Below are 24,623 nucleotides of genomic sequence, written 5' to 3' on the forward strand. Positions count from 1 at the left end.
GGAACGAATCCAGGCCGGGGCGGCGTTGTCCCGGTGTCGGGACGGTGCCGGAGACGGCAGGGAGTCAGGGGTGCCTATGACGCGCGGAGCGCGGGACGACAGCAGTGTGGCCCAGGCGGCGGCGCCACCGGCCCCGAGCGGGCGGGACGCCGCCGCCCCGGGCGGCCGCGACGGGCACGACCGCCGACACGGCCACGACGGGTATGGCGGCCACGACGGCCACGACGGCCACGGCGGCCACGGCGGCCGCGACGGGTACGACCTCCGGCTGAACACCCGTGGGCTGCCCGAGTGGCTCGACCCGGTCGTCGAGGCGGTGCGGACGGTCCGCCCGACCCAGCTGAGCCGCTTCCTGCCGCCCGAGGACGGCCGCGGCCGCCAGTCCGCCGTCCTGATCCTCTTCGGCGAGGGCCCCAAGGGCCCCGAACTGCTGCTGATGGAGCGCGCCGGCAGCCTTCGCTCGCACCCCGGCCAGCCCTCCTTCCCCGGCGGCGCCCTCGACCCCGAGGACGGCGACCCGCACACCACCGGCCCGCTGCACGCCGCGCTGCGCGAGGCCGAGGAGGAGACCGGGCTCGACCCGGCCGGCGTCCAGCTCTTCGGCGTGCTGCCCCGGCTCTACATCCCGGTCAGCGAGTTCGTCGTCACCCCGGTGCTGGGCTGGTGGCGCGATCCCAGTCCGGTCGGCGCCGTGGACCCGGCGGAGACCGCCCGTGTCTTCACCGTCCCCGTGGCGGATCTCACGGATCCCGCCCACCGCGCCATGGCCGTGCACCCGAGCGGCCACCTCGGCCCCTCGTTCACCGTCAACAACGCTCTGGTCTGGGGTTTCACCGCCGGAGTGATCGACCGCCTGCTGCACTTCGCGGGGTGGGAGCGCCCCTGGGACCGATCGAGGCAGGTCCCGCTCGACTGGCGCGCATGAGACGGTGACCCACGTGAACGTGCTGGACATCCTGCTGCTGGTCGCCGCCGTGTGGTTCGCGATCGTCGGCTACCGCCAGGGGTTCGTCGTCGGCATCCTGTCGGTGATCGGATTCCTCGGCGGTGGCCTCGTCGCCATGTCCCTGCTCCCGCTGATCTGGGACCGGGTGACCTCCGAGGGCACCCAGGTGTCCACCACCGTCGTGGTGTTCGCCGTCGTCGTGATCATCGTGTGCGCCTCCATCGGCCAGGCGCTCACCACCCACCTCGGCAACCGGCTCCGCCGCCACATCACGTGGTCGCCCGCCCGCGCCCTCGACGCGACCGGGGGCGCCCTGGTCAACGTGGTCGCGATGCTGCTGGTGGCCTGGCTGATCGGGTCGGCCCTCGCCGGGACCTCGCTGCCCACCCTGGGCAAGGAGGTCCGCAACTCCAAGGTGCTGCTCGGGGTGTCGCGGGTGCTGCCCGGCCAGGCCAACACCTGGTTCTCGGACTTCACCTCCACCCTGGCGCGCAGCGGCTTCCCCCAGGTCTTCAGCCCGTTCTCCAACGAGCCGATCACCGAGGTGAAGGCGCCCGACCCGGCCCTGGCCAAGAGCCCCGTCGCCGAGTCCGCCAAGCGCTCCATCGTGAAGGTGGTCGGGACCGCGCCCAGCTGCAGCAAGGTGCTGGAGGGCACCGGCTTCGTCTTCTCGCCGGGCAAGGTCATGACCAACGCCCATGTCGTCGGCGGCGTCTCCGAGCCGACGGTGCAGATCGGCGGCGAGGGCAAGCTCTACGACGGCAAGGTCGTGCTGTACGACTGGGAACGCGACATCGCCGTCCTCGACGTGCCCAAGCTGAAGGCGCCGGCCCTGGAGTTCACCGACAAGGACGCCGCGAGCAGCAGCGACGCGATCGTGGCCGGGTTCCCGGAGAACGGCGCGTACGACGTCCGCTCCGCCCGCGTCCGCGGCCGGATCAACGCCAACGGCCCGGACATCTACCACCGGGGCACCGTCCGCCGCGACGTCTACTCGCTGTTCGCGACCGTCCGCCAGGGCAACTCCGGCGGCCCGCTGCTGACGCCCGACGGGCGGGTGTACGGGGTCGTTTTCGCGAAGTCCCTCGACGACCCGAACACCGGCTACGCCCTGACGGCGGACGAGATCCGTGACGACATCCGGATCGGGAAGGTCAGCGACCGCCGGGTCGACAGCCAGGGCTGCGCCCTCTGAGCCGTCCGGCCCGTCGGGACGTACTGCGCACGGCCGCGCGGCAGCCGACCGCCCGGCAGCCGGCTAGGTGCGGGGATGGCGCAGCCGTGCCGACACCCAGCGGGCCCGGCGGCGCAGGATGCGCGGAATCCCGAGCCGGGGGTCGTGGCCCTCGCGGCCCGTACTCCCGTGTGCGCCCGGCGTCGCTGCGGGGCGGCGGTCGCGTGCGGTGTCACCGTGGTCGTACGTCCAGCCCATACAACGAGCTGTGCCCGGGGGCCAAGGTCCGTAACCCCGTCCGGAGCGGCCAATTGGCCTATGCGCCGGGCAATTGAACGTTCGTCGGACGGTCGCACCGACGGTTCGTCAGATAGCCGGTTCGTCAGATCGCCGGTTCGTCGGACCGTCCGGTTCGTCAGCGGTCCGGTTCCGGGTCCTTGAGCCAGTTCACCAGCTCGGTGGAGAAGCCGACCGGGTCCTCCTCGTGGGGGAAGTGGCCGAGGCCGTCGAACAGCCGCCACCGGTAGGGGGCTTCGACGTACTCGCCGGATCCGGCGGCGCTGCGCGTACGCATCACGGGGTCGAGCGAGCCGTGCAGGTGCAGGGTCGGCACCCGGATCGGCATCTTCATGCGGCGGTTGAACTGCAGCCCGTCGGGCCGGGCCATGGACCGCATCATCCAGCGGTACGGCTCGATCGAGCAGTGCGCGGTGGACGGGATGCACATCGCCCGCCGGTACACGGCGAGGTCCTCCTCGCCCCCGTCCTCCCCGAACCGCGGCCCGGACCAGTCCCGGATCAGCTCCGCGACGAGCGCCCCGTCGTCGGCGACGAGCCGCCGCTCGGGGATGAACGGCCGCTGGAAGCCCCAGATGTGGGAACTGGCGCGGGTCTGGCCGAAGTCCGACAGCATGGCCGAGCGCCAGCGGCGCGGGTGCGGCATGGAGGACACGACGAGCCGGCGCACCAGCTTGGGCCGCATCACGGCCGCCGTCCAGGCGAGGTAGCCGCCCAGGTCGTGCCCCACGAGGGCGGCGTCCGGCTCGCCCAGGGAGCGGATGACCCCGGTGATGTCGAGCGCCAGGTTGGCGGGGTCGTAGCCGCGCGGGGTGCGGTCGCTGCCGCCCACCCCGCGCAGGTCCATCGCGACCGCGCGGTACCCGGCGTCGGCGAGCGCGGTCAGCTGGTGCCGCCAGGTCCACCAGAACTGCGGGAAGCCGTGCAGCAGCAGCACCAGCGGGCCGTCGCCCAGCTCGGCGACGTGGAACCGGGCCCCGTTGGCGGCGACGTCCCGGTGCGTCCAGGGTCCGTCGAGGCGCACCGCCGTCGCGGCGGTGGGCGGAGGGCTGGAGTCCGGTGCGGTCGCTGTCATGAGGACGAGCGTGCCACACCCACGGCCTGGTCACTCACCGGCCGCGGGTGCGGCTTGACGGTTCCGACGACCGCCGCGGTCTGCTTGACCGAGGTGATGGTCTTCTCCGGCGGCTTGACCTGCTTGAACTTGGACACGGCGAAGAGCGAGAGCACGCCCGCCAGCAGCAGGAACGCCACGCCCACGATCAGGAAGGACCAGGCCAGGCCGAGCCCGAGGTTGTGGATCCCGTACGCGGCGGCGAAGCTCAGCACCGGCAGGGAGAAGAGCGCGAACACCCCTCCGATGGAGAGGGTGATGCCGCCGATGCCGGCCCGCTTGACGTCCTGGCGGATCTCCGCCTTGGCCAGGGCGATCTCGTCGTGCACCAGGGCGGACATCTCGGCGGTGGCCGAGGCGACCAGCTGGCCGAGTGTGCGCTCGGCTCCCTGCGCCCCTTGGTCCCCTGCGCTCATCGCTTGCTCCCTCTGTCGTCTGCCGGCTGCTGCTGTCGGGCGCTGCGGCCGCCGGGCTGTCCTCCGCCGGTTACCGCGCCAGTTCAGATCATGCCGGACGGTCGCCGTCCGTGCTGGACCCGGCCGCCTCTTCGGCCGTGGCGGCGGCCGCTGCGCGGGCCTTGCGGCGGTGCTCGGCGGCCTTCTCCTCGTGGATCCTGGCCATCCGCAGGTGGTACGCGGGGTTCTGCTCCTCGTAGATGTCCGGGATGCCGTCCTGGTCCTCGTCGCGCTCCTCGGCCTCGGTGAGGGCGCGGTACCTGCGGTCGCGGAGCTTGAGCAGGATGCAGGCGAGGACCGCGGCGATCAGCGAGCCGATCAGGACGGCGGCCTTGACCTCGTCGGTGAGGGTCTCGTCGCCGGCGAAGGCCAGTTCGCCGATCAGCAGCGAGACGGTGAAGCCGATGCCGGCGAGCGAGGCGACGGCGAAGACGTCGGGCCAGGCGAGGTCCTCGCTGAGCGACGCCCTGGTGAAGCGGGCGGCCAGCCAGGTGCCCCCGAAGATGCCCAGCGCCTTGCCGATGACCAGGCCGAGGACCACGCCGAGGGTCTCGGGCCGGGTGAAGACCTGGGCGATGGCCTCGTCGGAGAGTGAGACCCCGGCGGAGAACAGGGCGAACAGGGGCACGGCGAGGCCGGCTGACAGGGGTCGGACCAGGTGCTCGATGTGCTCGCCGGGGGAGTGCTGCTCGTCGCCGGTCCGGGTGCAGCGGAGCATCAGGCCCATGGCGACGCCCGCGATGGTGGCGTGGACGCCGCTGTTGTACATGAGGCCCCAGATGACCACGGCGAGCGGGACGTACACGTACCAGCCGCGGATGCCCTTGCGGAGCAGGAACCAGAAGAGGACCAGGCCCGCCGCGGCGCCGCCGAGGGCGAGGAAGTCGATCGAGCGGGTGAAGAACACCGCGATGATCAGGATGGCGAAGAGGTCGTCGACGACGGCGAGGGTCAGCAGGAAGGCGCGCAGGGCGGACGGCAGCCAGGTGCCGATCACGGCGAGGACGGCGAGGGCGAAGGCGATGTCGGTGGCGGTCGGCACGGCCCAGCCGGCCATCGAGCCGCTGCCCAGCGCGTTGACGAGGGCGTAGACGCCGGCGGGGACGGCCATGCCGCAGACGGCGGCGATAACCGGGAGGGCGGCGGCCTTGGGATCGCGCAGGTCGCCCGCCACCAGTTCGCGTTTCAGCTCGATGCCGGCGACGAAGAAGAAGACGGCGAGCAGGCCGTCCGCGGCCCAGTGCTGGAGCGACAGGTCCAGGCCGAGGGCGGCGGGGCCGACGTGGAGGTCGCGGACGCTCTTGTAGCTGTCCGCGAGACCGGGGATGTTCGCCCAGATCAGGGCGGCGACGGCGGCCGCGAGGAGCAGGACGCCGCCGACCGTCTCGGTGCGCAGGGCGTCGGCGACGAAGCGCCGCTCGGGCAGGGAGAGCCTGCCGAGGAGCTTGCGGCTGGTGCTGGGCGCGGCCACGGGGGAACCTCCGGTTGGTCGACGGCATGGCGGAGCTCGTGCCGACCAGACTTCCCGGCGCACCCTGGGGACTTACGGATTTCCCTGACGGTTTCCCCACTGTACAGGGCGGGACTGGAAGGGGCTTATCCGGCGATCATCACTTTAGGCACAAAAGGGGCACCCGGCATGATCCGTGCCTGCAGGCCGATGCCGGATGCCCCTCGTCAGCGGGCCTGCCCCAGGCCCTCCCCGGGGCAGGCCCCCTGGGTCAGTCCTCGCTGGACGCCGTCGGCAGCTTGCTCTGGATCAGGTCCATGACGGAGGAGTCGGCGAGCGTGGTGACGTCGCCGACCGCGCGGTTCTCGGCGACGTCGCGCAGCAGACGGCGCATGATCTTGCCGGAGCGGGTCTTGGGCAGCTCCTGGACCGGCAGGATCCGCTTCGGCTTGGCGATCGGGCCGAGGGTGGCGCCCACGTGGTCGCGCAGGTCGCCGACCAGGCCCTCGGTTTCGGCCGCGCTGCCGCGCAGGATGACGAAGGCCACGATGGCCTGGCCGGTGGTCTCGTCGGCCGCGCCCACGACGGCCGCCTCGGCGACGGAGGGGTGGGAGACGAGCGCCGACTCGACCTCGGTGGTGGAGATGTTGTGGCCGGACACGAGCATCACGTCGTCCACCCGGCCCAGCAGCCAGATGTCGCCGTCCTCGTCCTTCTTGGCGCCGTCGCCGGCGAAGTAGCGGCCCTCGAAGCGGGACCAGTACGTGTCGACGAAGCGCTGGTCGTCGCCCCAGATCGTGCGCAGCATCGAGGGCCACGGCTGGGTGAGGACCAGGTAGCCGCCACCGCCGTTGGGGACCTCGTTGCCCTCGTCGTCCACGACCGTGGCGCCGATGCCGGGCAGCGCGCGCTGCGCCGAGCCGGGCTTGGTCTCGGTGACGCCGGGCAGCGGGGAGATCATCATCGCGCCGGTCTCGGTCTGCCACCAGGTGTCCACGATCGGGCAGCGGTCGCCGCCGATGTGCGTGCGGTACCAGATCCAGGCCTCGGGGTTGATCGGCTCGCCGACCGAGCCGAGCACGCGCAGGCTCGACAGGTCGAACTTCGCCGGGATGTCGTCGCCCCACTTCATGAACGTGCGGATCGCGGTCGGCGCGGTGTACAGGATGGTGACGCCGTACTTCTGCACGACCTCCCAGAACCGGCCCTGGTGCGGGGTGTCCGGCGTGCCCTCGTACATCACCTGCGTGGCGCCGTTCGCGAGCGGCCCGTAGACGATGTAGGAGTGCCCGGTCACCCAGCCGATGTCGGCGGTGCACCAGTAGACGTCCGTCTCCGGCTTGAGGTCGAAGACGGCGTGGTGGGTGTAAGCGGTCTGCGTCAGGTAGCCGCCGGAGGTGTGCAGGATGCCCTTGGGCTTCCCCGTGGTCCCCGAGGTGTAGAGGATGAACAGCGGGTGCTCGGCGTCGAAGGCCTGCGGGGTGTGCTCGGCGGACTGGCGGCCGACCACGTCGTGCCACCAGAGGTCGCGGCCCTCGGTGAAGGCGGTGTCCTGGCCGGTGCGGCGTACGACGAGCACGTGCTCGACCTGCGGGCACTTGGCGACGGCCTCGTCGATGGCGGGCTTGAGGGCGGAGGCCTTGCCGCGGCGGTAGCCGCCGTCGGCGGTGATGACCAGCTTGGCGTCGGCGTCCTGGATGCGCGAGGCCACGGCGTCGGCGGAGAAGCCGCCGAAGACCACCGAGTGGGCGGCGCCGATCCGGGCGCAGGCCAGCATCGCGACGACGGCCTCGGGGATCATCGGCAGGTAGACGGCGACCCGGTCGCCGGCCTCGACCCCGAGCTCGGTCAGGGCGTTCGCGGCGCGGGAGACCTCGTCCTTCAGCTCGGCGTAGGTGATCGCGCGGCTGTCGCCCGGCTCGCCCTCGAAGTGGATCGCGACCCGGTCGCCGTTGCCGGCCTCGACGTGCCGGTCCACGCAGTTGTATGCGACGTTCAGCCGGCCGTCGGCGAACCACTTGGCGAAGGGCGGGTTGGTCCAGTCGAGCGTCTCGGTCGGCTCGACCTCCCAGGTCAGGCGGCGGGCCTGGTCGGCCCAGAAGCCCAGCCGGTCCGCCTCGGCCTGTGCGTACGCAGCCGACGTCACGTTGGCGGCGGCGGCCAGATCGGCAGGCGGTGCGAACCGCCGCTCCTCCTTGAGCAGATTGGCCAGGCTCTCGTTGCTCACGACATCTCCCTTTCCCAGGGTGTCCGTTGTGTCCCCGGGCATAGCTCATCAGTCGGACGCCCCAGGTGACAAGGGGTAGCCCGAAATTGGTGTAGACCTATTTCCTCAGGGGCCCGTGCGCACGAGTGGCCCCTCCCCGCTGCAGGGTGCGGGAAGGGGCCAAACGATGGCACGGATACCGGAGGGTATCGGCTCGGGGCGCGCCGGGCTCAGGCGTGTTGGCCGACACTGTCAAAAACCCGACAGTCGAAAAAATCCTCGCCCTCGGACAGCAGGTAGGCCTGGGCCTCCCCCACGTGGAAGTACATCCCGTGCAGCTCCAGCGTGCCGTCGGCCAGCCGCCGGGCCACCGACTCGTGGGCCCTGAGGTGCTCCAGCTGCTGCACCACGTTGGTCAGGCACAGCTGCTCCACGGCGTCCGCCGGGAGCCGGCCCGCGATCCGGGCCCAGGCGTGGTGGCGGCTGGCCATCCGGTCCAGGCTGGGCACGCCGTGCCGCAGCCACCGCGTCAGCGGAGTGGCCGGATCGCCGGGCGCGGCGTTGAGCAGGGCCTGCATGGCGCCGCAACCGGAGTGCCCGCACACCGTGATGCTGTCCACCCTCAGGACGTCCACCGCGTACTCGATGGCCGCCGCGACGGAGTCGTCCCCGCTCTCGGCGCCCGGCAGGGGGACCAGGTTGCCGACGTTGCGGACGGTGAACAGGTCGCCCGGGCCGCTCGCGGTGATCATGCTGGTCACCAGCCGGGAGTCCGCGCAGGTCAGGAAGAGCTGGGAGGGGCGCTGGCCCTCGCGGGCCAGGCGGGCCAGTTCGTCGCGGACGTGCGGGGCGGTGTCCCGCTGGAAGGCGTTGATCCCGCTGGCCAGCCGGCTGGCGCCGCGGCTGCGGGGGGCGGGCGTCGCGGGCGGAGTGGGCGCGGCGGCTGCGGCCGGTGCAGGCGGGGCGGGCAGGGCGGCTGCGGCGCTGTCGGCGGCGGGCCCGCCGGGGAGCGGGGCCGGCAGCGTACGGCCGGCCTCGGCCTGGTGGTCGCAGTGGTTCTTCCACGGGGTCCAGGGGCGGCAGCAGTGGTGCCCGTCGCGCTGGGCGGCGCGGACGCGCGCGCCGTGCCCGCTCTGTGCCCCGTGCGCGCCGGGTGCCGTGTGGCTGCCGTGCCGTCCGCCGCCGTGCCCGTCGCCGTGCCCGTCCCCGTTCCCGTGCTCCGCGCCGGGCCGTCCGCTCTCCGCGGTGTGGTCCCGCTCCACCGAACGGCCCCTCACCTCCAGTGAACCGCCGTGCGCCACATGGGAGTCCTGCCAGTCGTGGAGCGTCTCGTACGCCGCGTGGTCCATGAACGAGCCGTCCAGCTCCAGCACCACATGCCCCGTGTGGGGGATCTGGTTCAGCGTCCGGCTCAGCCGCGGCACCGCGAGGAAGGTCAACTGCCCGCGCACCCAGACGTGGTGGACGCCGTCCAGCACCTCCACCGTGATCCGGGTCCGGGCCAGCCGGTGCAGGGCCAGGGCCACGGCGACCGCGATGCCGATCGCGACGCCCTCCAGGACTCCGCCGAGCACCACCGCCGTGATCGTGGTCGCGTACACCACGACCTCGCGGTGCCGGGTGACGTTGCGCAGGTGCGTGATGTTCACCATCTGCACGCCGACCGCCATCACGAGGGCGGCCAGCGCGGCCAGGGGGATCAGGTCGAGCACGGGGACCAGCAGCCCGGCCGCCAGCACGATCCACAGTCCGTGCAACATGGCCGAATTCCGACTGGTCGCACCGGATTTCACGTTCGCCACGCTGCGTACGGCCACCCCGGTGATCGGCAGCCCGCCGAGGGCCCCGGAGACGATGTTCGCCGCGCCCTGGCCGCGCAGCTCGCGGTCGAGATCGGCGCGCGGCGGCCGGTTGCCCGTGCGCCGCTCGGAGGCGATCAGCTTGTCGGTGGCCACCGCGGACAGCAGCGATTCCACGCTGCCGACCAGGGTGATGGTCAGTACGGCGCCGATGAGGCCGAGCACCGGGCCCTCGGGTAGCTCGGGCAGGGCGTGGCTGCGCCAGGACGGCAGGTCCACCCGGGGCAGGGTCAGCCCGGCCAGCGCGGCGAAGGCGGTGGCGGTCGCCACGGCGGCCAGGGCGGCCGGCACCGTACGCAGGGCGCGGCCCGCCCGCCCGGGCAGCCGGGGCCAGCCGAGCAGGACGGCGAGGGTGAGGGCGCTGACCCCGAGGGCGGCCGGGTGGAGGTCGGCCAACTGGGCCGGCAGGCCGCGGACGTTGGCGACGGCCGAGCTCTGCGGCATGCCGCCGAGGACGATGTGCAGCTGGGCCAGGGCGATGGTCACGCCGATGCCCGCGAGCATGCCGTGCACGATGGCGGGGCTCACCACCAGGGCCGACCGGGCGGTGCGCAGGGCGGAGAGCCCGAGCTGGCAGACGCCGGCCAGCACCGTGATGGCGCAGGTGGTGCGCCAGCCGTAGCGCTGGATCAACTCGGCGGTGACGACGGTGAGTCCTGCGGCCGGTCCGCTGATCTGGAGGGGCGCACCCCCCAGCCGCCCGGCCACGAGTCCGCCGGTGGCCGCGGCGACGAGCCCGGCCTGCAGCGGGGCGCCGGTGGCCAGGGCGATGCCGAGGGAGAGCGGCAGGGCGATCAGGAACACGGTCAGGGAAGCCGAGAAGTCCGCCGCGAGGCCGGTGCGGGACCGGGCGGCGGGCTTTTCGGCGGGGCGCTGGGGAGAGGTGGCTGTCACAGGTCCCGTCTCCTCTGGGGAGGGATGAAGCGGCGGGATGGAGCGGCGGGCGTCTCAACACTCAGTAAATGAAAGGTAATGGACGGTAAAGAGGAGCGGTAGGTAATACGGGCAAATGGCTCCGGGATTCCCACGGGTGGGTGATTAAGCATTTTGTCCGGCAAGTCACACCATCTCCGGGGTGTGCGGCGTGGGACCTTGCGGCGCGGAAGGAAGTCCCGCTGCGAGGAGAGGTGGACGGATGATCGCCGCCACGAAGAAGACCGCCGGCGGCCTGGTCGCCATCGCGCTGGTGCTGGGCGCCGCCGGGTGCAGTGCCTCCGAGTCCCCGGGAGCGGCCCGGGGTCCGGGCGGCCGCAAGGGTGCCGCCGCCCCGGAGGCCCCGGGCTCCGTGAAGCGGCTCATCGGCGACGGCTCGACCTCGTACACGGGTCCGCAGCCGCACGTGCAGAAGCCGCAGAAGCTGGGGGCCGGCGAGAAGCCGCCGCAGTTCGTGGTGTTCTCGTGGGACGGGGCCGGCGAGGACGGCCAGAGGCTCTTCTCCCACTTCCGCGAGGTGGGCAGGAAGTACAACGCCCGCATGACGTACTTCCTCAGCGGCCTGTACATGCTCCCCGAGGAGAAACGTTCCCTCTACACGGCGCCCCAGCACGGGCCCGGCCGCTCCGACATCGGCTTCGGCGACCTGCAGAACATCAAGGACACCGCCACCCAGCTGCGCGCGGCCTGGCTGGAGGGCAACGAGATCGGCACCCACTTCAACGGCCACTTCTGCGGCCCGGACGGCGGCGTCGGCACCTGGTCGGTCGAGGAGTGGAAGAGCGAGATCGAACAGGCCAAGTCCTTCGTCAAGAACTGGAAGACCAACACCGGCCTGAAGGACGTGGAGGCGCTCCCCTTCGACTACGACAAGGAGCTCATCGGCGCCCGCACCCCCTGCCTCGAAGGCCAGAAGAACTTCATGCTCGCCGCCCGGACCATGGGCTTCCGCTACGACTCCAGCGGGATCGGCAAGCAGGTCTGGCCGAAGAAGACCGACGGCCTGTGGGACGTCCCGCTCCAGCTGGTGCCCATGCCCGGGCGCGCCTTCGACACGCTGAGCATGGACTACAACTACATGGTCAACCAGTCCGGTACGACCACCCAGGGCGACCCCGCGCAGCACGCCTACTGGGGCGCCCAGATGCGCGACGGCCTGCTCCAGGCCTTCGAGCGGGCCTACCGGGGCAACCGGGCGCCGCTGATCATCGGCAACCACTTCGAGTCCTGGAACGGCGGCACCTACATGCGCGCCGTCGAGGAGGTCATCCAGAACGTCTGCACCCGGCCGGAGGTGCGCTGCGTGCCCTTCCGCGAGCTGGCCGACTGGCTGGACGTCCAGGACCCCGAGACCCTGGAGCGGCTGCGCACCCTCGACGTCGGCGAGGCCCCGAAGGAGGGCTGGGAGAAGTTCCTGACGGCGGGGCCGCCGGCCGGGGCGGGCGCCCCCACCGCGGTCAAGCCGGCTGCGGGGCAGGGCGAAGGGGCGCAGCGCAAGGAGTAGCGCCGGCGCCGTCCGCGCCGTCCGTGCCGCTGTCCTCCCGCAGGACGAAACCGGGGTCGACCTGGGCCGCCAGGTCGACCCCGGTCTTGGCGTTGCCCCAGCTCTCCGCGTTCCGCAGGTGGAAGTGCACCATCTGCGCGGTGTACCGCTCCCAGTCGCGCAGCGCGTACGAGCCGTCGGCCGCCTCCCGCAGGGTCTCCAGTGCGGCCCGGTTGTCCGCCTCCAGCAGCTCGAACGCGGGCGGGCGGCCCTTCTCCATCGCCCGGACCCAGTCGGAGTGCCCGACGGCGGCCAGCAGGTCCTGGCCCACCTCGTCGCGCAGGAACGCGAGGTCGTCCTCACCCTGCACCTTGTTGCCCACCACCTTCAGCACGACGCCGAAGTCCCGTGCGTACTCCTTGTACTGGCGGTAGACGGAGACGCCCTTGCGGGTCGGCTCGGCGACCAGGAACGTCACGTCGAAGCGGGTGAACATGCCCGAGGCGAAGGAGTCCGAGCCGGCGGTCATGTCGACGACGACGTACTCGCCCGGGCCGTCGACCAGGTGGTTCAGGCACAGCTCCACCGCCCCGACCTTGGAGTGGTAGCAGGCCACCCCGAGGTCGGACTCCGTGAACGGGCCGGTGGCCATCAGCCGCACGGGCCGACCGTCGAGCGGGACGCTGCGCGCGCAGGCCCCGTACACGGGGTTGTCCTCGGTGACCCGCAGCAGGCGCGACCCGGTGCCGGGCGGCGTCGTCTTGATCATCGAATCGGCGGACGCGATGCGCGGGTTGGAGCCGCGCAGGTAGTCCTTGATCAGCGGCAGGTGCGCGCCGAGCGAGGGCAGGGCGGCCGCCTGCTCCTCGTCGAGTCCCAGTGCGACGCCGAGGTGTTGGTTGATGTCGGCGTCCACCGCGACGACCGGAGCCCCCTGGGCGGCGAGGTGGCGGACGAAGAGGGAGGACAGCGTCGTCTTGCCGCTGCCGCCCTTTCCCACGAAAGCGATCTTCATGTTCACGAAGGGTAGCGGCTCGATCGCTGTGTGTGGTGAACGTGAGTGAAGAAGACCACTCCAAGGAGGTGTCGGTGCTATGGGCGTCCAGTGCGTAGGCTCCCTACTTATGAGTAGTGCTACTGACCCGCTGGCCGCCCTGGGCGCGCTCCCGGGCGTCTCCGAGAGCGTGGACTCCGTACGCAAGGCCGTGGACCGGGTCTACGGCCACCGGGTGATGCGCCGCCGCAGCGGGGAGATCACCTCGGAGGCCGCGCTGCGCGGGGCCCGCGGCAGTGCCGCCCTGTCCGGGGCGGACTGGGCGCTGGAGGAGGTGCGCCGCCGCACCGACTTCGGCGCGGACGCGCAGGCCCGCACGGTCGGCGCCGCGCTGCGGCTCACGGCCGAGGCCGGGCAACTGCTGAGCATCTGGCGCCAGTCGCCGCTGCGGGTGCTGGCGCGCCTGCACCTCGTGGCGACCGGGACCGCGGCGGACGGCGACGTGGTGGGGCGGCCCCGCCTGGCCGGCGAGCCGGTGGACGAACCGCTCCTGGCCGACGTGCCGCTGCCCTCGGCGGACGAGGTCGCCGGGCGGCTGGACGGTCTCTCCCGGCTGGTGATCGCGGGCAGCTCTGCCCCGGCGCTGGTCGTCGCGGCGGTGGTGCACGGCGAGTTGCTGGCGCTGCGCCCGTTCGCCTCGTACAACGGGCTCGTCGCGCGGGCGGCGGAGCGGATCGTGCTGATCAACAGCGGTCTCGACCCCAAGGCCATCTGCCCGGCGGAGGTCGGCCACGCGGAGCAGGGGCGCGAGGCGTACCTCGCCGCCTTCGACGGCTACGTCTCCGGTACCGCGGAGGGGATGGCCCGGTGGATCGCCCACTGCGGGCGGGCGGTCGAGCTCGGCGTCCGCGAGTCGACGGCCGTGTGCGAAGCCCTGCAGCGCGGCGCTGCCTGACCTACACATGGGTTGCGGCGACACCGTCAAGCCATGGTGTCGCCGCTGGCATTCACGCCGAGTTACCAAGCGTCCTCGATAAGTGCCCATCAGGTCGGGAACTTTGCCCGGTTACCTGGTGCGGCTGGCCCGTAATCGACGGGTCGACGTCGCGTGGGTGCTCGGCGTTCCTGCTATTCGGTCCGTGGGCCTTACTGCGTTTTAAAGATGATCCTCTCGGATGTTCTTTGGTCTCGCGGGCCGTGACTCCTTTGTACTCCGCTTCCGTGTGAAGTGGAACCCCTGGCTGCTTTTTTTACTTTCCGGGCGCAGCGGGGCGAACCGGACGCGGTCGCGCCCGCGCCGCCGACGGTCCGGGTGGGCCTTCGGCGGCGGCCGGGGCGGGCCGGGCGGAGGCGGCCGGGGAGGGTCAGGCGGAGGCGGCCGGGAGGGTCAGGCCGAAGCGGCCGCGGCGGCTGCCGCTGCGGCGGCGGTCGTCGCGGCGGCAGCCAGGGCGCCCGCCGCCCGGCGCCGGCTCGCGTACCAGACGAGTCCGGCCGTGGCCGCGGCCGCACCCACCGCCGCGGCGGCGACCAGCGCCGGCCGCGTCGGCATGGACAGGCCGGGCAGCCGCTGCTTCAGCCGCACCGGCCGGTTGAAGACCAGTACCGGCCACTCGCGGGCCAGCGCCTCGCGCCGCAGCGCGCGGTCGGGGTTGACGGCGTGCGGGTGGCCGACGGCCTCCAGCATCGGGATGTCCGTCACGGAGTCGCTGTAGGCGTAGCAGCGCGAGAGGTCGTAGCCCTCGGACTCCGCCAGTTCGCGGACCGCCTCGGCCTTGGTGGGGCCGTAGGCGTAGTACTCGATCTCCCCGGTGAAGCAGCCGTCGTCGCCGATGACCATGCGGGTGGCGACGACCCGGTCGGCGCCCAGCATCTCCCCGATCGGCTCGACCACTTCCGCCCCGGACGTCGACACGATCACCACGTCGCGGCCGGCGGTGTGGTGCGCCTCGATGAGGGACGCGGCCTCGTCGTAGATCAGCGGGTCGATGAGGTCGTGCAGGGTCTCGGCGACGATCTCCCGGACCTGCTGCACGTTCCAGCCCTTGCACAGGGCTGACAGGTACTCCCGCATCCGCTCCATCTGATCGTGGTCGGCGCCGCCGACCAGGTAGATGAACTGGGTGTATGCGGTGCGCAGCACGGCGCGGCGGTTGATGAGGCCGCCGTGGTAGAAGGACTTGCTGAACGTCAGAGTGCTCGACTTCGCAATGACCGTCTTGTCCAGGTCGAAGAACGCTGCGGTGCGGGGCGACGAGTGCGGCAAGGGCTGGATTTCCACGCCCCGAGCATATGCGCCCACCATTCGGCGTAAGGTGTGGCGCGTGGGTTTGCCTGAGAGGCCTCTCGGGTACACCATGGAAGTCACGGATCGTTCGCGACCGTGCTAACCCGGTCTGGCTCCTCCCCCCCCGAGTCGGACCGTGGGGACGACCCCCGCTCTCCCCCCCGGCGGGGGTCGTCGCATGTCCGGACGCGGTTTGCGTCCTCGCCCCTGGTGCCAAGTGCCCACCCGTGCGGCCCTCGTGTCCCGATGGGCCCGAGTGGTGAGGGCCCTTCCCCTCCCCCGATTCGTCACGCTGTGTAGCTGCCCCGCCGCGCTGGGGAACTCACCTGCGGGAGTGACGGAGTTATTCACATGGCTCCCGTTGTCCACAGTTTTCGAGCAAGATCCACTTCTTTTTCCGGATCGCTGCACGGTGATTCCAGCCGCGAAGTCCGCGGCGGCTGGCATTTGCGGCGAGAAGGGGGCGCAGATCGTGGCTGGATCGAAGTCGTGCGAACTGGTGGAACGGGTCGTGACTGGCGGAATCGGGTCGGCGGGACCCACGGGCGGGGCGGCCGGCGGCGGGCGGCCGCTGATCCTCACCGAGGACCCGTTGCTGCTGGACGACCTGCTGCGGCTGTGCGCCGCCGCCGGCGCCGAACCGCACGTGCACCATGCCGTGCCCGGGCTGAGCGGCGGCGGCGGCGAGGCCGGAGGCAGCGGTGAGGGTGGAGGCGTCAGCGACAGCCCTGGCGCGGGCGGCGCCGCGGATGGCGGTGGTGCGGGTGGCGGTGGGCGGGGCGCGGTCGGATGGGAGTCCGCGCCGCTCGTGCTCGTGGGCACCGACGCCGCCGGGCGCGTCCGCGGCGCCCCGCGGCGGCCGGGGGTGCTGCTGGTGGGGAGGGATCCGGACGATCCGCTGGTGTGGCAGCGGGCGGTGGAGATCGGCGCCGAGGAGGTGCTGCGGCTGCCCGACGCCGAGGCCCTGCTGGTCGACCGCATCGCCGACGTGGTGGAAGGGGCCGGCCGCAGCGCCTTGGCCGTCGGGGTGATCGGCGGCAGCGGCGGGGCCGGGGCCTCGACCCTGGCCTGCGCCCTCGCCCTGCGGGCCGCCCGGGCGGGGGAGCGCACCATCCTCATCGACGGGGACCCGCTCGGCGGCGGCATGGATGTCCTCCTCGGCGGTGAGAGCGCCGAGGGGCTGCGCTGGCCGGACCTCGCCGGCTCCCGCGGTCGGGTCGCCGCCGGCGCGCTGGAGGAGTCCCTGCCGGAGCTGCACGCGCTGCGGGTGCTGAGCTGGGACCGCGGGGACCGGGTGGCGCTGCCGCCCGCCGCGATGCGCTCGGTGGTGGCCGCCGCGCGCCGCCGGGGCGGGGTCGTCGTGGTCGATCTGCCCCGCCGGGTCGACGAAGCCGCCGCCGAGGCCCTCGCCCAGCTCGACCTGGTGCTGCTGGTGGTCCCGGCCGAGCTGCGGGCGGTGGCCGCCGCGGGCCGGGTCGCGGCCGGGGTGCGGATCGCCGCCCGGGACGTGCGGGCCGTCGTACGGGGCCCCGCGCCCGGCGGTCTCGATGCCGAGGTGGTGGCCGGGCTGCTGGGTGTCCCGCTGGCCGGCGAGGTGCCGCTCGAGGTGGGGCTCCCGGGGCGGGTCGCCGACGGGGAACCGCCGGGGGCGCACGGCCGGGGCGCACTGGCCCGGTTCTGCGACGGCTTCTGGCGGCGCGCGCTGGGCCCGGCCGCCGCCCGGGGGGTGACGGCATGAGCGCGGTGCTCCTGGACGCGGTCCGCCGGCAGCTCGCCGAGACCGGGGCGGAGCCGACCCCGGCCCGGGTGGCCGCGGCCCTGCGCGCACAGGGCCGGCTGCTGGGCGATGCGGAAGTGCTGGGCGCGGCTGCGGTGTTGCGGTCCGAGCTGGTCGGCGCGGGGCCGCTGGAGGAGCTCCTCGCCGACCCCGGGGTCACCGATGTGCTGGTGGCCGCCCCGGACCGGGTGTGGGTGGACCGGGGCGGCGGGCTGGAGCTTGCCGGCGTCACCTTCCCCGATGCCGAGGCCGTGCGCCGGCTGGCCCAGCGGCTGGCCGCCGTGGCGGGCCGGCGCCTGGACGACGCCCGGCCCTGGGTGGACGCCCGGATGCCGGACGGCACCCGGCTCCATGCGGTGCTGCCGCCCGTCGCCGTGGGGTCGGCCTGCCTGTCGCTGCGCGTGGTGCGGCCGCGGGCGTTCACGCTGGAGGAGCTCGTCGAGGCGGGGACGCTGCCGCCCGGCGGAGCGCGGCTGCTGCGGCAGATGGTGCAGGCCCGCCTGTCGTTCCTGGTCTCCGGCGGGACCGGCACCGGCAAGACCACCCTGCTCAGCGCCCTGCTGGGGCTGGTCGGTCCCGGCGAGCGGATCGTCCTCGCCGAGGACTCCGCCGAGTTGCGGCCCGACCATCCCCACGTGGTGCGGCTGGAGACCCGGCCCGCCAACCAGGAGGGAGCGGGCCTGGTCACCCTCGCGGACCTGGTCCGGCAGGCGCTGCGGATGCGGCCGGACCGGCTCGTGGTCGGGGAGGTGAGAGGGCCCGAAGTGGCCGATCTGCTGGCCGCGTTGAACACCGGGCACGAAGGGGGGTGCGGCACCGTCCATGCGAATGCCGCCGCGCACGTACCGGCCCGGCTGGAGGCGCTCGGGACCGCCGCCGGTCTTGACCGCGCCGCCCTGCACAGCCAGTTGGCGGCCGCGCTGACCCTCGTCCTGCACCTGGTCCGGGACCGGGGCGGGCAGCGCCGGGTGGCCGAGGTGCACGTCCTGGAGCGGGACGCGGCCGGGCTGGTGGTCACCGTACCGGCGCTGCGCTGGTCCGCCCGCGGCTTCGTCCGGGAGCGCGGCTGGGAGCGGCTGCGCCCGCTGCTGGGCGGTGCGCGGTGAGCGGGGCGGGGGCCGCCGCGGTGCCGCTGCCGGTGTTCGCCGGGATGCTGTGCGCCGGGACGGCCGCCTGGGCGCTGTCCGGGGGCGACCGGGCGGCGCGGCGCGCCCGCGGGGTGCTGGCCGGCGGCGGGCCTGCGGCGCGGGGCGGGCCGGGGGCCCGGGAGCGGCTGGTGGGCGCGGTGCGGGTGCGGGCCGCGCGGTGGCGGGAGTGGTGGGCCTGCCTCGGGGCCGGGGCGGTGCTCGCGCTGCTGGGCGGGTCGGTGGTTCCGCTGGCGGCGGCGGGCGTGGCGGTCCCGCTCGTGCGGCGCCGGCTCGCGGCCCGGCAGCAGGAGCGGGACCGGTGTGCCCGGGCCGCCGAGGTGATCGCGCTGTGCGGTGCGGCGGTGGGCGAGTTGCGGGCGGGGGCCCAGCCCGGGCAGGCGCTGACCGCGGCCCTGCGGCGGACCGCCGCGGGGCCGGGGGCTCCCGGTCCGGCGGAGACGGCGGTGCTCGCCGCGGCCGCGTTCGGCGGGGACGTCCCGGGGGCCCTGCGGCAGGCGGCCCGGGAGCCCGGCGCGGAGGGGCTGGCCGGGATGGCCGCCTGCTGGCGGATCTCCGTGGACGGGGGTGCCGGCCTGGCCGCCGGACTGGACCGGCTGGAGGGCGCCCTGCGGGCCGACCGGGACCGGCGGGAGGCGCTGCGGGCCCAGTTGGCGGGCGCGAGGTCGACGGCGGTGGTGCTCGCCCTGCTGCCGCTGGTGGGGCTGGTGATCGGGACCGGGCTGGGGGCGGACCCGCTGCGGGTGCTGCTGCACACACCGGTCGGGTGGGGCTGCCTGCTGGCGGGCGGGGTGCTGGAGGCGCTGGGACTGCTGTGGTGCCGGCGGATCGTACGGGCGGGGGAGGGGTGATGGGCGGGTTCGCGGTCCACAGGCTGGGGACGGTGCTGTGCTTCGGGGCGGCCGTGCTCTGCGCGGCAGGGGCGGTGGCCGTCCGGGTGAGGATGCGGGCGGCGCGGCGCAGGGCCGTCGGATTGCTGGCGGCTCCGCAGCAGCGGCGGCCGTCGGCCCTGGCGGCGCGGATACGCGGTGCGGTGGCCGGGTGGGCGGTCCCGGTGGCGGTGCTGTCGGCGGTGGGCCTGCTGCTCGGCGGGGTGCTCGGGTGGGCCGCGGGCTGCGGGGCGGCGTATGCGGTGTGGTGGCTGCGCCGGCGGCAGCGCGGGGGCGCAGGGGTGGATCAGCGCGCGGCGGAGCGTCAGCTGCCGTTCGCTGCCGATCTGTTGGCAGCCTGCCTGGCGGCCGGTGCCGGGCCGGTGGAGGCCGCGGAGGTGGTGGGGGAGTCGCTGGGCGGCCCGGTGGGCGAGCGGCTTGCGCTGGCCGGGGCCGAGCTGCGGCTCGGCGGCGAACCGGGCGCGGCGTGGGGGAGGTTGGCGCAGGTGCCGGGGGCCCGGCCGCTCGCGGAGTGCCTGGAGCGGGCCGCCCGGACGGGGGCTCCGGCCGCCGAACCCGTGGCGCGGCTGGCGACGGCCCTGCGGGAGGAGCGGACCCGGGAGGCGGGCGCCCGCGCGCAGCGGGCGGCGGTCCTCGTCACCGCGCCGGTGGGGCTGTGCTTCCTGCCCGCTTTCCTCGCCGTCGGTGTCGCCCCGGTGGTGATCGGAATGGCTTCCGGCCTGCTGTCGGGTGCCTAAAGGGGTTCAGCCGAAAACCGGCTGAGATCACGTCAGGAAATCAATATCAACGGGAGGTCGTCATGAGGATCATCGTGTTTCGGATGGGGGCTGCGCTGAAGGGCCGGACGGGGGATGCGGGGATGTCCACGTCGGAATACGCCATGGGCACGATCGTTATCTTGGGCAACTACATGACCAGCAGCCACATGAGGGACGGCCAAGGGTCAACTGTCGTGCCTCACAGATATCTCAGGGGTGTTAGTGACGTACAAGAAGCCTTCCGGGTACCGCTCTGAGAAGGCCATCAGGCCGGACGGGACCCCCCTGTGGACGGTCGTGTCCCAGGACTATGAAGTCCACCCGGAAGCGGAGTCGTACATGGCCTCGCTCCGGAACCAGGACTCCTCCGTGAACACGGAACGGACCTACGCGTCCCGGGTCGCGCTCTACCTCACGTGGTGCGCCGACCAGGAGATCCCCTGGAGCTCCCCGACCGTGCCACAGCTCGGCCGCCTGCTCCACTGGCTCCACGAAGCCCCCCTGTCGCCCCGAGGACGCACGGCGAACCCAGAGCCGCGGTACCGGTCCAAGGGCACCTCGAACGCGATCCTGGGAACCGTCTGCCGGTTCCTCAGCCACTGTGCTCTCCTGGGCTGGGTCAGCCCCGATCTGATCGCACTACTGTCCGAGCCTCGCCGCCTGTGGCATGTCCCTGCTGGCATGAACCCCGGCGAAGACGGCCAGTTCCTCAACGTACGGGCCCGCACCCTGCGCTACCGGGCCCCCACCCCCGGCTTCGAATACTTCACCGAAGACCAGGTCTCCGACCTGATCAACGCCACTACGCACGCCCGGGACCGCTTCCTGGTCACCCTGTTGTGCGAGACGGGCGTACGGATCGGCGAAGCCCTCGGCCTGCGCCGGGAGGACATGCACTTCCTGGCCAACTCCTCCAGCCTCGGTTGCAGGGAACCCGGCCCCCACATCCACGTCCGCCGCCGCCAGAACGTCAACGGCGCTCTATCGAAGGCCCGCCAGCCGCGGTGGATTCCGGTATCCCCAGATACCGTCGGCCTCTACGCCGCCTACCAGTGGGAACGCAACACAGTCGCGGCCGCCGCCAGCACGGACATGGTCTTCGTCAACCTGTTCGCCCTCCCCTACGGCAGCCCGATGAAGTACCCATCCACCTACGAGCTGTTCAAGCGCATCTCTGCCCGTTGCGGGTTCGACGCTCACCCGCACATGACCAGGCACACCGCCGCCACACGCTGGCTCCGAGAAGGCCGCCCACGCCACATCGTCCAGAACCTCCTCGGACACGTCAGCGCCCAGTCCATGGACATGTACGCCCACGCCAGCGACCAGGAGAAGCGCGACGCCGTCCTTGCTGTCACCGCCGCCCGGAAGGCAGTCACCACGTGAGCAACGTCGTACGCATCGCCGATGCTCGCGGGTCGGCCCCCGAAGGCCTGCTGGCTGGGTGGACGGCGTGGCTTACCTCGAAGCTGGACGCGGCTTGGCGGCCCGGTGAGTGGGACGCCGAGAACCTGCTGTTCACCGGCGACCCTTCCAACCCGCGCAATGCGATCCACAAGTGCCGGCATCCGCGATGCTTCGTCACCACCGCAGCGATCTACTGCACCGCGTGCTCCCGTGAACTACGTAAGAGCGGCATGGACCCGGGTCAGTTCGACGACGAGTACACCCCGATCAGCAACCGCCGCTTCAACGTGATCACGGAGTGCCAGGTACCGGGATGTCAGCGTGACCGGAGCTCTCAACGCCTGTGCCTCAGCCACTACAACCTCTGGCGCCACCAGAACCCTGGGGCTCCGCGTCTCGCGGAAGCAGTGACGGCGTGGGCCCTGACCCAGATGCCGTATCCGCCGCACAGCCCTTGCGCTGTACGAGGGTGCGGGGTGCAGAGCACGAAGAAGCAGGCGGTTTGCCTACGGCATTGGAATCACTGGAAAAAGCACGTCCGCCAGCGTGAAGCGCGGATCAACGACGCAGCCGCGTTCGCTGACTGGATCGAACACACCCCTCCCTACCTCGGAACGAACAGCTTCTCGCTGTCCCCTTGCCAGCCGGCCGCCCGTCTGGAGCTCCTCTACGTCGTCCAGCGCTATGACCTCGGCCCGACCCCCCTGCGGCCGGCCTCAGTCCGGACGAACATTCTCGCCACCGCCCATCTGCCTGCCCTCGCACTCGCCTTGAACGAACTTCCCCAGCTCCACGAGGCCATCACCGAAGTGGGAGCCAGGTCCTTCGCGCGTTTCATCAGGGATGAACTGGCCGTCGCTTTCAACCTCTTCCGAGGCGTCAAGGAAACCGATAAGGCGACCTGGGACTTTCGCATCCTGGACCGAGAGGCGGACCGTCCGCGCACCGGTCGGCGGGTGAATCAGCCAGTTGACTTCACGACGATCACGCAGCCGTGGTTTCGGGATGCCGTTCTGCACTGGGCCCGCACCACGGAACCGGAATCCGGAGACCTGCGGATGGCCGTCCGCGCCTGCGGTATCGCGTCGCGGGCGCTCGCCACCCGGCCCGGCGGCGGCCACGACGTGACCAGGCTCGGCTACGCCGACATGTCGGCCATCGCCGACGGGTTCAACACCAGCCTGAAACTCGATGGAACCCCGTACAGTCCCGCGCGACGAGTGACGCTGTACAACTGCGTCAACGACGTCCTCGAGTTCGCGCGTCGCGACGGTGCGGTTCCCGGCCTGCCCAGCCGATTCGTCCGCCACCCCCGCGAGCACCGGATCCACGTGCCCGAGCGTGACGAAGATGAGATCGGCAAGGCCCTGCCCGAGGCGGTGATCCGCCAGCTCGACCAGCATCAGGACACGCTCGCTGACGGCTTCCCCTACGGAGCGCTGACCCCCGAGGAGGTCCATGCTCTGTTCCGCACCGCGTACATCATCCTGCGGGACACCGGCCGCCGTCCCCTGGAGGTAGCGGGCCTAGACCTGGACTGCTTGTCCTACGTGCAGGGCGGATACGAACTGATCTGGCACAACCACAAGGGCAAACGACTACGCCGGCGCCTGCCGCTCGGCGACATGGAGACGGTGCAGGCGATCAAGGACTGGCGGGCGATCCGGTCCCGCCTCGATATCCCAGATCGGAGCCAGCCATTCCTGTTTCCGCCTATCCGAGACGGGGGTAGGTTTCCGCACCTGAACCCGGGGAACTTGGCCCGCGTCATCCGGGCTTGGGCGGATTCGATACCCGTGATCTTCTCCGAGGAGATGGGCCCGGACGGCACCCTTCTGCCCTTCGACCCGAAACTGGTCTACCCATACGCCTTTCGCCACAGCTTCTGCCAACGGTACGCCGACGCCGGGATGCCCGAGCGCGTCCTCATGGCGCTCATGGATCACAAGTCTGCTGACACCACGGCTGGCTACTACCGGGTTCCGGCCAAGTTGAAGCGAGAGGCCATCGAAGCCATCCGGCCCCTGGTGACCGATGCCCAAGGCAACCCGGCACCGGGTGGGTCGACACTCGCCTACAGCCTGCGATCGGTCGCCGTGCCCTTCGGTAACTGCGTAGAACCTTCGAACGTGAAGGCCGGGGGGAAGCACTGCACGGTACGGTTCCAGTGCGCCGGCTGTGGCTCATACCGGCCCGACCCCTCGTACACGCCAGCCATCGAGGACCACGTGCGCCAGCTCAAGATGGACCGGGAATCCGCTCTGGCCATGGGCGTAGCGGACTGGGTGATTCGGAACCTGGACGACCAGATCAGGGCCTTCCGCGCCGTCATCAACCAGAACAAGGAGAGGCTGATGGCCCTGCCAGAGGACCAGCGGCACGAAGTCGAAGAGGCCAGCAAGGTCCTGCGGCGCCTGCGTGCCGGCCAGGCCGCCGGCCCCGTGGACCTGCCCATGCCGATCCTTCCGCGACCGGCCGGTGGCAGCTCGTGAACGCCGTTCGGAAGCCCGCCGAGATCCTCTTGGAGGCCCGCCAGCGGGCCAGCCGCGACAAACGGGCCGCAGTCCTCGCCGCCGTCGACGCGATGGTCGCCGCCGGGGAGCCGATCACGTTCCTGGGCGTCGCCCGGAGGGCGAAGGTGTCGAACTGGCTGGTCTACCAGGACGGGGTGCGCGAGCACATCGACGGCGCTCGCGCGGCCGGGGAGACCCGCAAGGCCAAGGTTCGGAAGGCCGGTGCACAGGCCAGTGCGGCCAGCCTGGCGACCGATCTGGAGCTGGCCCGCGCACAGCTCCGACAGGTGATCGAGGAACGCGACCGCCTCAAGGCCGCCGTTCAGCGGGGCCTCGGCCAGCAGATCGCCGACGGCGCATCCGAAAGCCTGCGGACACGGATCGGCGAGCTTACTGAGGAGAACCAGCGGCAGGCCGCCGAGCTGAAACGTCTACGGGACGAGCTGGAAGAGGTCGAAGGGGACCGCGACGCTGCCCGCCAGAGGCTTCGTGACACCCTCCGGGCCCAGAACCTCAGGTAACCGACGACAGGCCGCGGTGGCCGCCGCTGCGGCCTGCCGGCGGTGCGAGATCAGGCAGTCGGCTCGGTCGGATCCGTCAGATCCGACTGCCCGTGCTCGATACGGGCCCGCTCGGTCGCGTTCGTCTCGACGATGTACGTCTTCGCGACGTCGGCGACCTGACCGACCGCGTAGCCGACAAGCGCGGCGACCCCGACGCCGGGGCCGCCTCCAGCCGCTTCCACGAGCTGCTGGTACGCGGCGGGCGCGGGTGCGGGGGGCTCGGGTGCTTCGGCTGCGGTGTCGGGGACGACACGGATGTGTTCGGCTTCGCTCATGGGTACATGGTCCCGCCGCTGGCCCACGGGTGCCTGCGAGCGGTTCGGAGAGAGATCGCTCAGGGTGCGTCGTCTGCCGGACGGCCGGGCGGATACTTCG

Annotated in this window: 19 protein-coding genes; 11 read left to right on the forward strand and 8 right to left on the reverse strand. The window is 72.3% G+C overall.

Annotation, left to right across the window (positions count from 1 at the left end):
- Positions 1-76 precede the first annotated feature (76 nt).
- Entirely contained in the window at positions 77-925 is an 849-nt protein-coding gene (locus AB0953_RS02555; protein ID WP_366857510.1) for a CoA pyrophosphatase, read from the forward strand.
- A 13-nt stretch (positions 926-938) separates the two neighbouring features.
- A complete protein-coding gene (locus tag AB0953_RS02560; RefSeq protein WP_366857511.1) occupies positions 939-2,141 on the forward strand; it encodes a MarP family serine protease in 1,203 nt (400 codons plus the stop codon).
- A 394-nt stretch (positions 2,142-2,535) separates the two neighbouring features.
- Here the strand turns inward: AB0953_RS02560 and AB0953_RS02565 are convergent, their stop codons facing one another.
- The 5 genes from AB0953_RS02565 to AB0953_RS02585 form a co-directional block, all read right to left on the reverse strand.
- Positions 2,536-3,492 (reverse strand): alpha/beta hydrolase, encoded by a 957-nt coding sequence (locus AB0953_RS02565; protein WP_366857512.1) that lies wholly within the window; start codon positions 3,490-3,492, stop codon positions 2,536-2,538.
- Positions 3,489-3,947, reverse strand: a complete 459-nt coding sequence (locus AB0953_RS02570) for a phage holin family protein (protein ID WP_366857513.1) — start codon at positions 3,945-3,947, stop codon at positions 3,489-3,491. Before AB0953_RS02570 ends, AB0953_RS02565 begins: the two co-directional genes overlap by 4 nt.
- 88 nt (positions 3,948-4,035) lie before the next feature.
- Positions 4,036-5,457, reverse strand: coding sequence for a Na+/H+ antiporter NhaA (nhaA, locus tag AB0953_RS02575; protein WP_366857514.1), 1,422 nt, complete (start codon positions 5,455-5,457; stop codon positions 4,036-4,038).
- Positions 5,458-5,707: 250 nt separating this feature from the next.
- On the reverse strand, positions 5,708-7,705 hold the full coding sequence (gene acs / locus AB0953_RS02580) for an acetate--CoA ligase (RefSeq protein WP_366857515.1): 1,998 nt from the start codon (positions 7,703-7,705) through the stop codon (positions 5,708-5,710).
- A gap of 167 nt (positions 7,706-7,872) precedes the next feature.
- Positions 7,873-10,395: a SulP family inorganic anion transporter gene (locus tag AB0953_RS02585; RefSeq protein WP_366857516.1), complete on the reverse strand. Its 2,523-nt coding sequence runs from the start codon at positions 10,393-10,395 to the stop codon at positions 7,873-7,875.
- A gap of 241 nt (positions 10,396-10,636) precedes the next feature.
- Between AB0953_RS02585 and AB0953_RS02590 the strand changes: the two genes are divergently transcribed.
- On the forward strand, positions 10,637-11,938 hold the full coding sequence (locus AB0953_RS02590; protein WP_366857518.1) for a hypothetical protein: 1,302 nt from the start codon (positions 10,637-10,639) through the stop codon (positions 11,936-11,938).
- Here AB0953_RS02590 and AB0953_RS02595 read toward each other — a convergent pair.
- Entirely contained in the window at positions 11,892-12,932 is a 1,041-nt protein-coding gene (locus tag AB0953_RS02595) for an ATP-binding protein (protein ID WP_366857519.1), read from the reverse strand. The genes AB0953_RS02590 and AB0953_RS02595 overlap by 47 nt on opposite strands.
- 109 nt (positions 12,933-13,041) lie before the next feature.
- On the opposite strand from AB0953_RS02595, the gene AB0953_RS02600 reads away from it, so the two are divergent.
- Complete coding sequence (locus AB0953_RS02600; RefSeq protein WP_366857520.1) at positions 13,042-13,866, forward strand: oxidoreductase; 825 nt, start codon at positions 13,042-13,044, stop codon at positions 13,864-13,866.
- Between the two features lie 432 nt (positions 13,867-14,298).
- Here the strand turns inward: AB0953_RS02600 and AB0953_RS02605 are convergent, their stop codons facing one another.
- Positions 14,299-15,174, reverse strand: a complete 876-nt coding sequence (locus AB0953_RS02605) for an HAD-IB family hydrolase (RefSeq protein WP_366857670.1) — start codon at positions 15,172-15,174, stop codon at positions 14,299-14,301.
- Positions 15,175-15,706: 532 nt separating this feature from the next.
- Here AB0953_RS02605 and ssd point away from each other — a divergent pair.
- The 7 genes from ssd (at position 15,707) to AB0953_RS02640 (ending at position 24,206) form a co-directional block, all read left to right on the forward strand.
- Positions 15,707-16,933 (forward strand): septum site-determining protein Ssd, encoded by a 1,227-nt coding sequence (gene ssd / locus AB0953_RS02610; protein ID WP_366857521.1) that lies wholly within the window; start codon positions 15,707-15,709, stop codon positions 16,931-16,933.
- Positions 16,930-18,078 carry a TadA family conjugal transfer-associated ATPase gene (locus AB0953_RS02615; protein ID WP_366857522.1) on the forward strand — a complete coding sequence of 383 codons (1,149 nt, stop codon included), beginning with the start codon at positions 16,930-16,932 and terminating at the stop codon, positions 18,076-18,078. The genes ssd and AB0953_RS02615 overlap by 4 nt, the downstream gene beginning before the upstream one ends.
- Before the next feature lie 44 nt (positions 18,079-18,122).
- A complete protein-coding gene (locus AB0953_RS02620; RefSeq protein ID WP_366857671.1) occupies positions 18,123-18,968 on the forward strand; it encodes a type II secretion system F family protein in 846 nt (281 codons plus the stop codon).
- Complete coding sequence (locus AB0953_RS02625; RefSeq protein WP_366857523.1) at positions 18,968-19,744, forward strand: type II secretion system F family protein; 777 nt, start codon at positions 18,968-18,970, stop codon at positions 19,742-19,744. Before AB0953_RS02620 ends, AB0953_RS02625 begins: the two co-directional genes overlap by 1 nt.
- A 360-nt stretch (positions 19,745-20,104) precedes the next feature.
- Positions 20,105-21,151, forward strand: coding sequence for a tyrosine-type recombinase/integrase (locus AB0953_RS02630; protein ID WP_366857524.1), 1,047 nt, complete (start codon positions 20,105-20,107; stop codon positions 21,149-21,151).
- Positions 21,148-23,664, forward strand: a complete 2,517-nt coding sequence (locus tag AB0953_RS02635) for a site-specific integrase (RefSeq protein ID WP_366857525.1) — start codon at positions 21,148-21,150, stop codon at positions 23,662-23,664. The genes AB0953_RS02630 and AB0953_RS02635 overlap by 4 nt, the downstream gene beginning before the upstream one ends.
- Positions 23,661-24,206: a DUF6262 family protein gene (locus AB0953_RS02640; protein ID WP_366857526.1), complete on the forward strand. Its 546-nt coding sequence runs from the start codon at positions 23,661-23,663 to the stop codon at positions 24,204-24,206. Before AB0953_RS02635 ends, AB0953_RS02640 begins: the two co-directional genes overlap by 4 nt.
- A gap of 50 nt (positions 24,207-24,256) precedes the next feature.
- Here the strand turns inward: AB0953_RS02640 and AB0953_RS02645 are convergent, their stop codons facing one another.
- Positions 24,257-24,523: a hypothetical protein gene (locus AB0953_RS02645; RefSeq protein ID WP_366857527.1), complete on the reverse strand. Its 267-nt coding sequence runs from the start codon at positions 24,521-24,523 to the stop codon at positions 24,257-24,259.
- Between the last annotated feature and the right edge of the window lie 100 nt (positions 24,524-24,623).

This window comes from Streptomyces sp. NPDC046866, from assembly GCF_040704625.1.
Taxonomy (GTDB): Bacteria; Actinomycetota; Actinomycetes; order Streptomycetales; family Streptomycetaceae; genus Streptomyces.

Bases quoted from the DNA above. Each gene is read 5' to 3' on its own strand.
- AB0953_RS02555 (WP_366857510.1), top strand. From the start codon at position 77: ATGACGCGCGGAGCGCGGGACGACAGCAGTGTGGCCCAGGCGGCGGCG.
- AB0953_RS02565 (WP_366857512.1), bottom strand. From the start codon at position 3,492: ATGACAGCGACCGCACCGGACTCCAGCCCTCCGCCCACCGCCGCGACG.
- AB0953_RS02570 (WP_366857513.1), bottom strand. From the start codon at position 3,947: ATGAGCGCAGGGGACCAAGGGGCGCAGGGAGCCGAGCGCACACTCGGC.
- acs (WP_366857515.1), bottom strand. From the start codon at position 7,705: ATGCCCGGGGACACAACGGACACCCTGGGAAAGGGAGATGTCGTGAGC.
- AB0953_RS02590 (WP_366857518.1), top strand. From the start codon at position 10,637: ATGATCGCCGCCACGAAGAAGACCGCCGGCGGCCTGGTCGCCATCGCG.
- AB0953_RS02595 (WP_366857519.1), bottom strand. From the start codon at position 12,932: ATGAAGATCGCTTTCGTGGGAAAGGGCGGCAGCGGCAAGACGACGCTG.
- AB0953_RS02600 (WP_366857520.1), top strand. From the start codon at position 13,042: ATGAGTAGTGCTACTGACCCGCTGGCCGCCCTGGGCGCGCTCCCGGGC.
- AB0953_RS02615 (WP_366857522.1), top strand. From the start codon at position 16,930: ATGAGCGCGGTGCTCCTGGACGCGGTCCGCCGGCAGCTCGCCGAGACC.
- AB0953_RS02620 (WP_366857671.1), top strand. From the start codon at position 18,123: ATGCTGTGCGCCGGGACGGCCGCCTGGGCGCTGTCCGGGGGCGACCGG.
- AB0953_RS02625 (WP_366857523.1), top strand. From the start codon at position 18,968: ATGGGCGGGTTCGCGGTCCACAGGCTGGGGACGGTGCTGTGCTTCGGG.
- AB0953_RS02630 (WP_366857524.1), top strand. From the start codon at position 20,105: ATGGCCTCGCTCCGGAACCAGGACTCCTCCGTGAACACGGAACGGACC.
- AB0953_RS02645 (WP_366857527.1), bottom strand. From the start codon at position 24,523: ATGAGCGAAGCCGAACACATCCGTGTCGTCCCCGACACCGCAGCCGAA.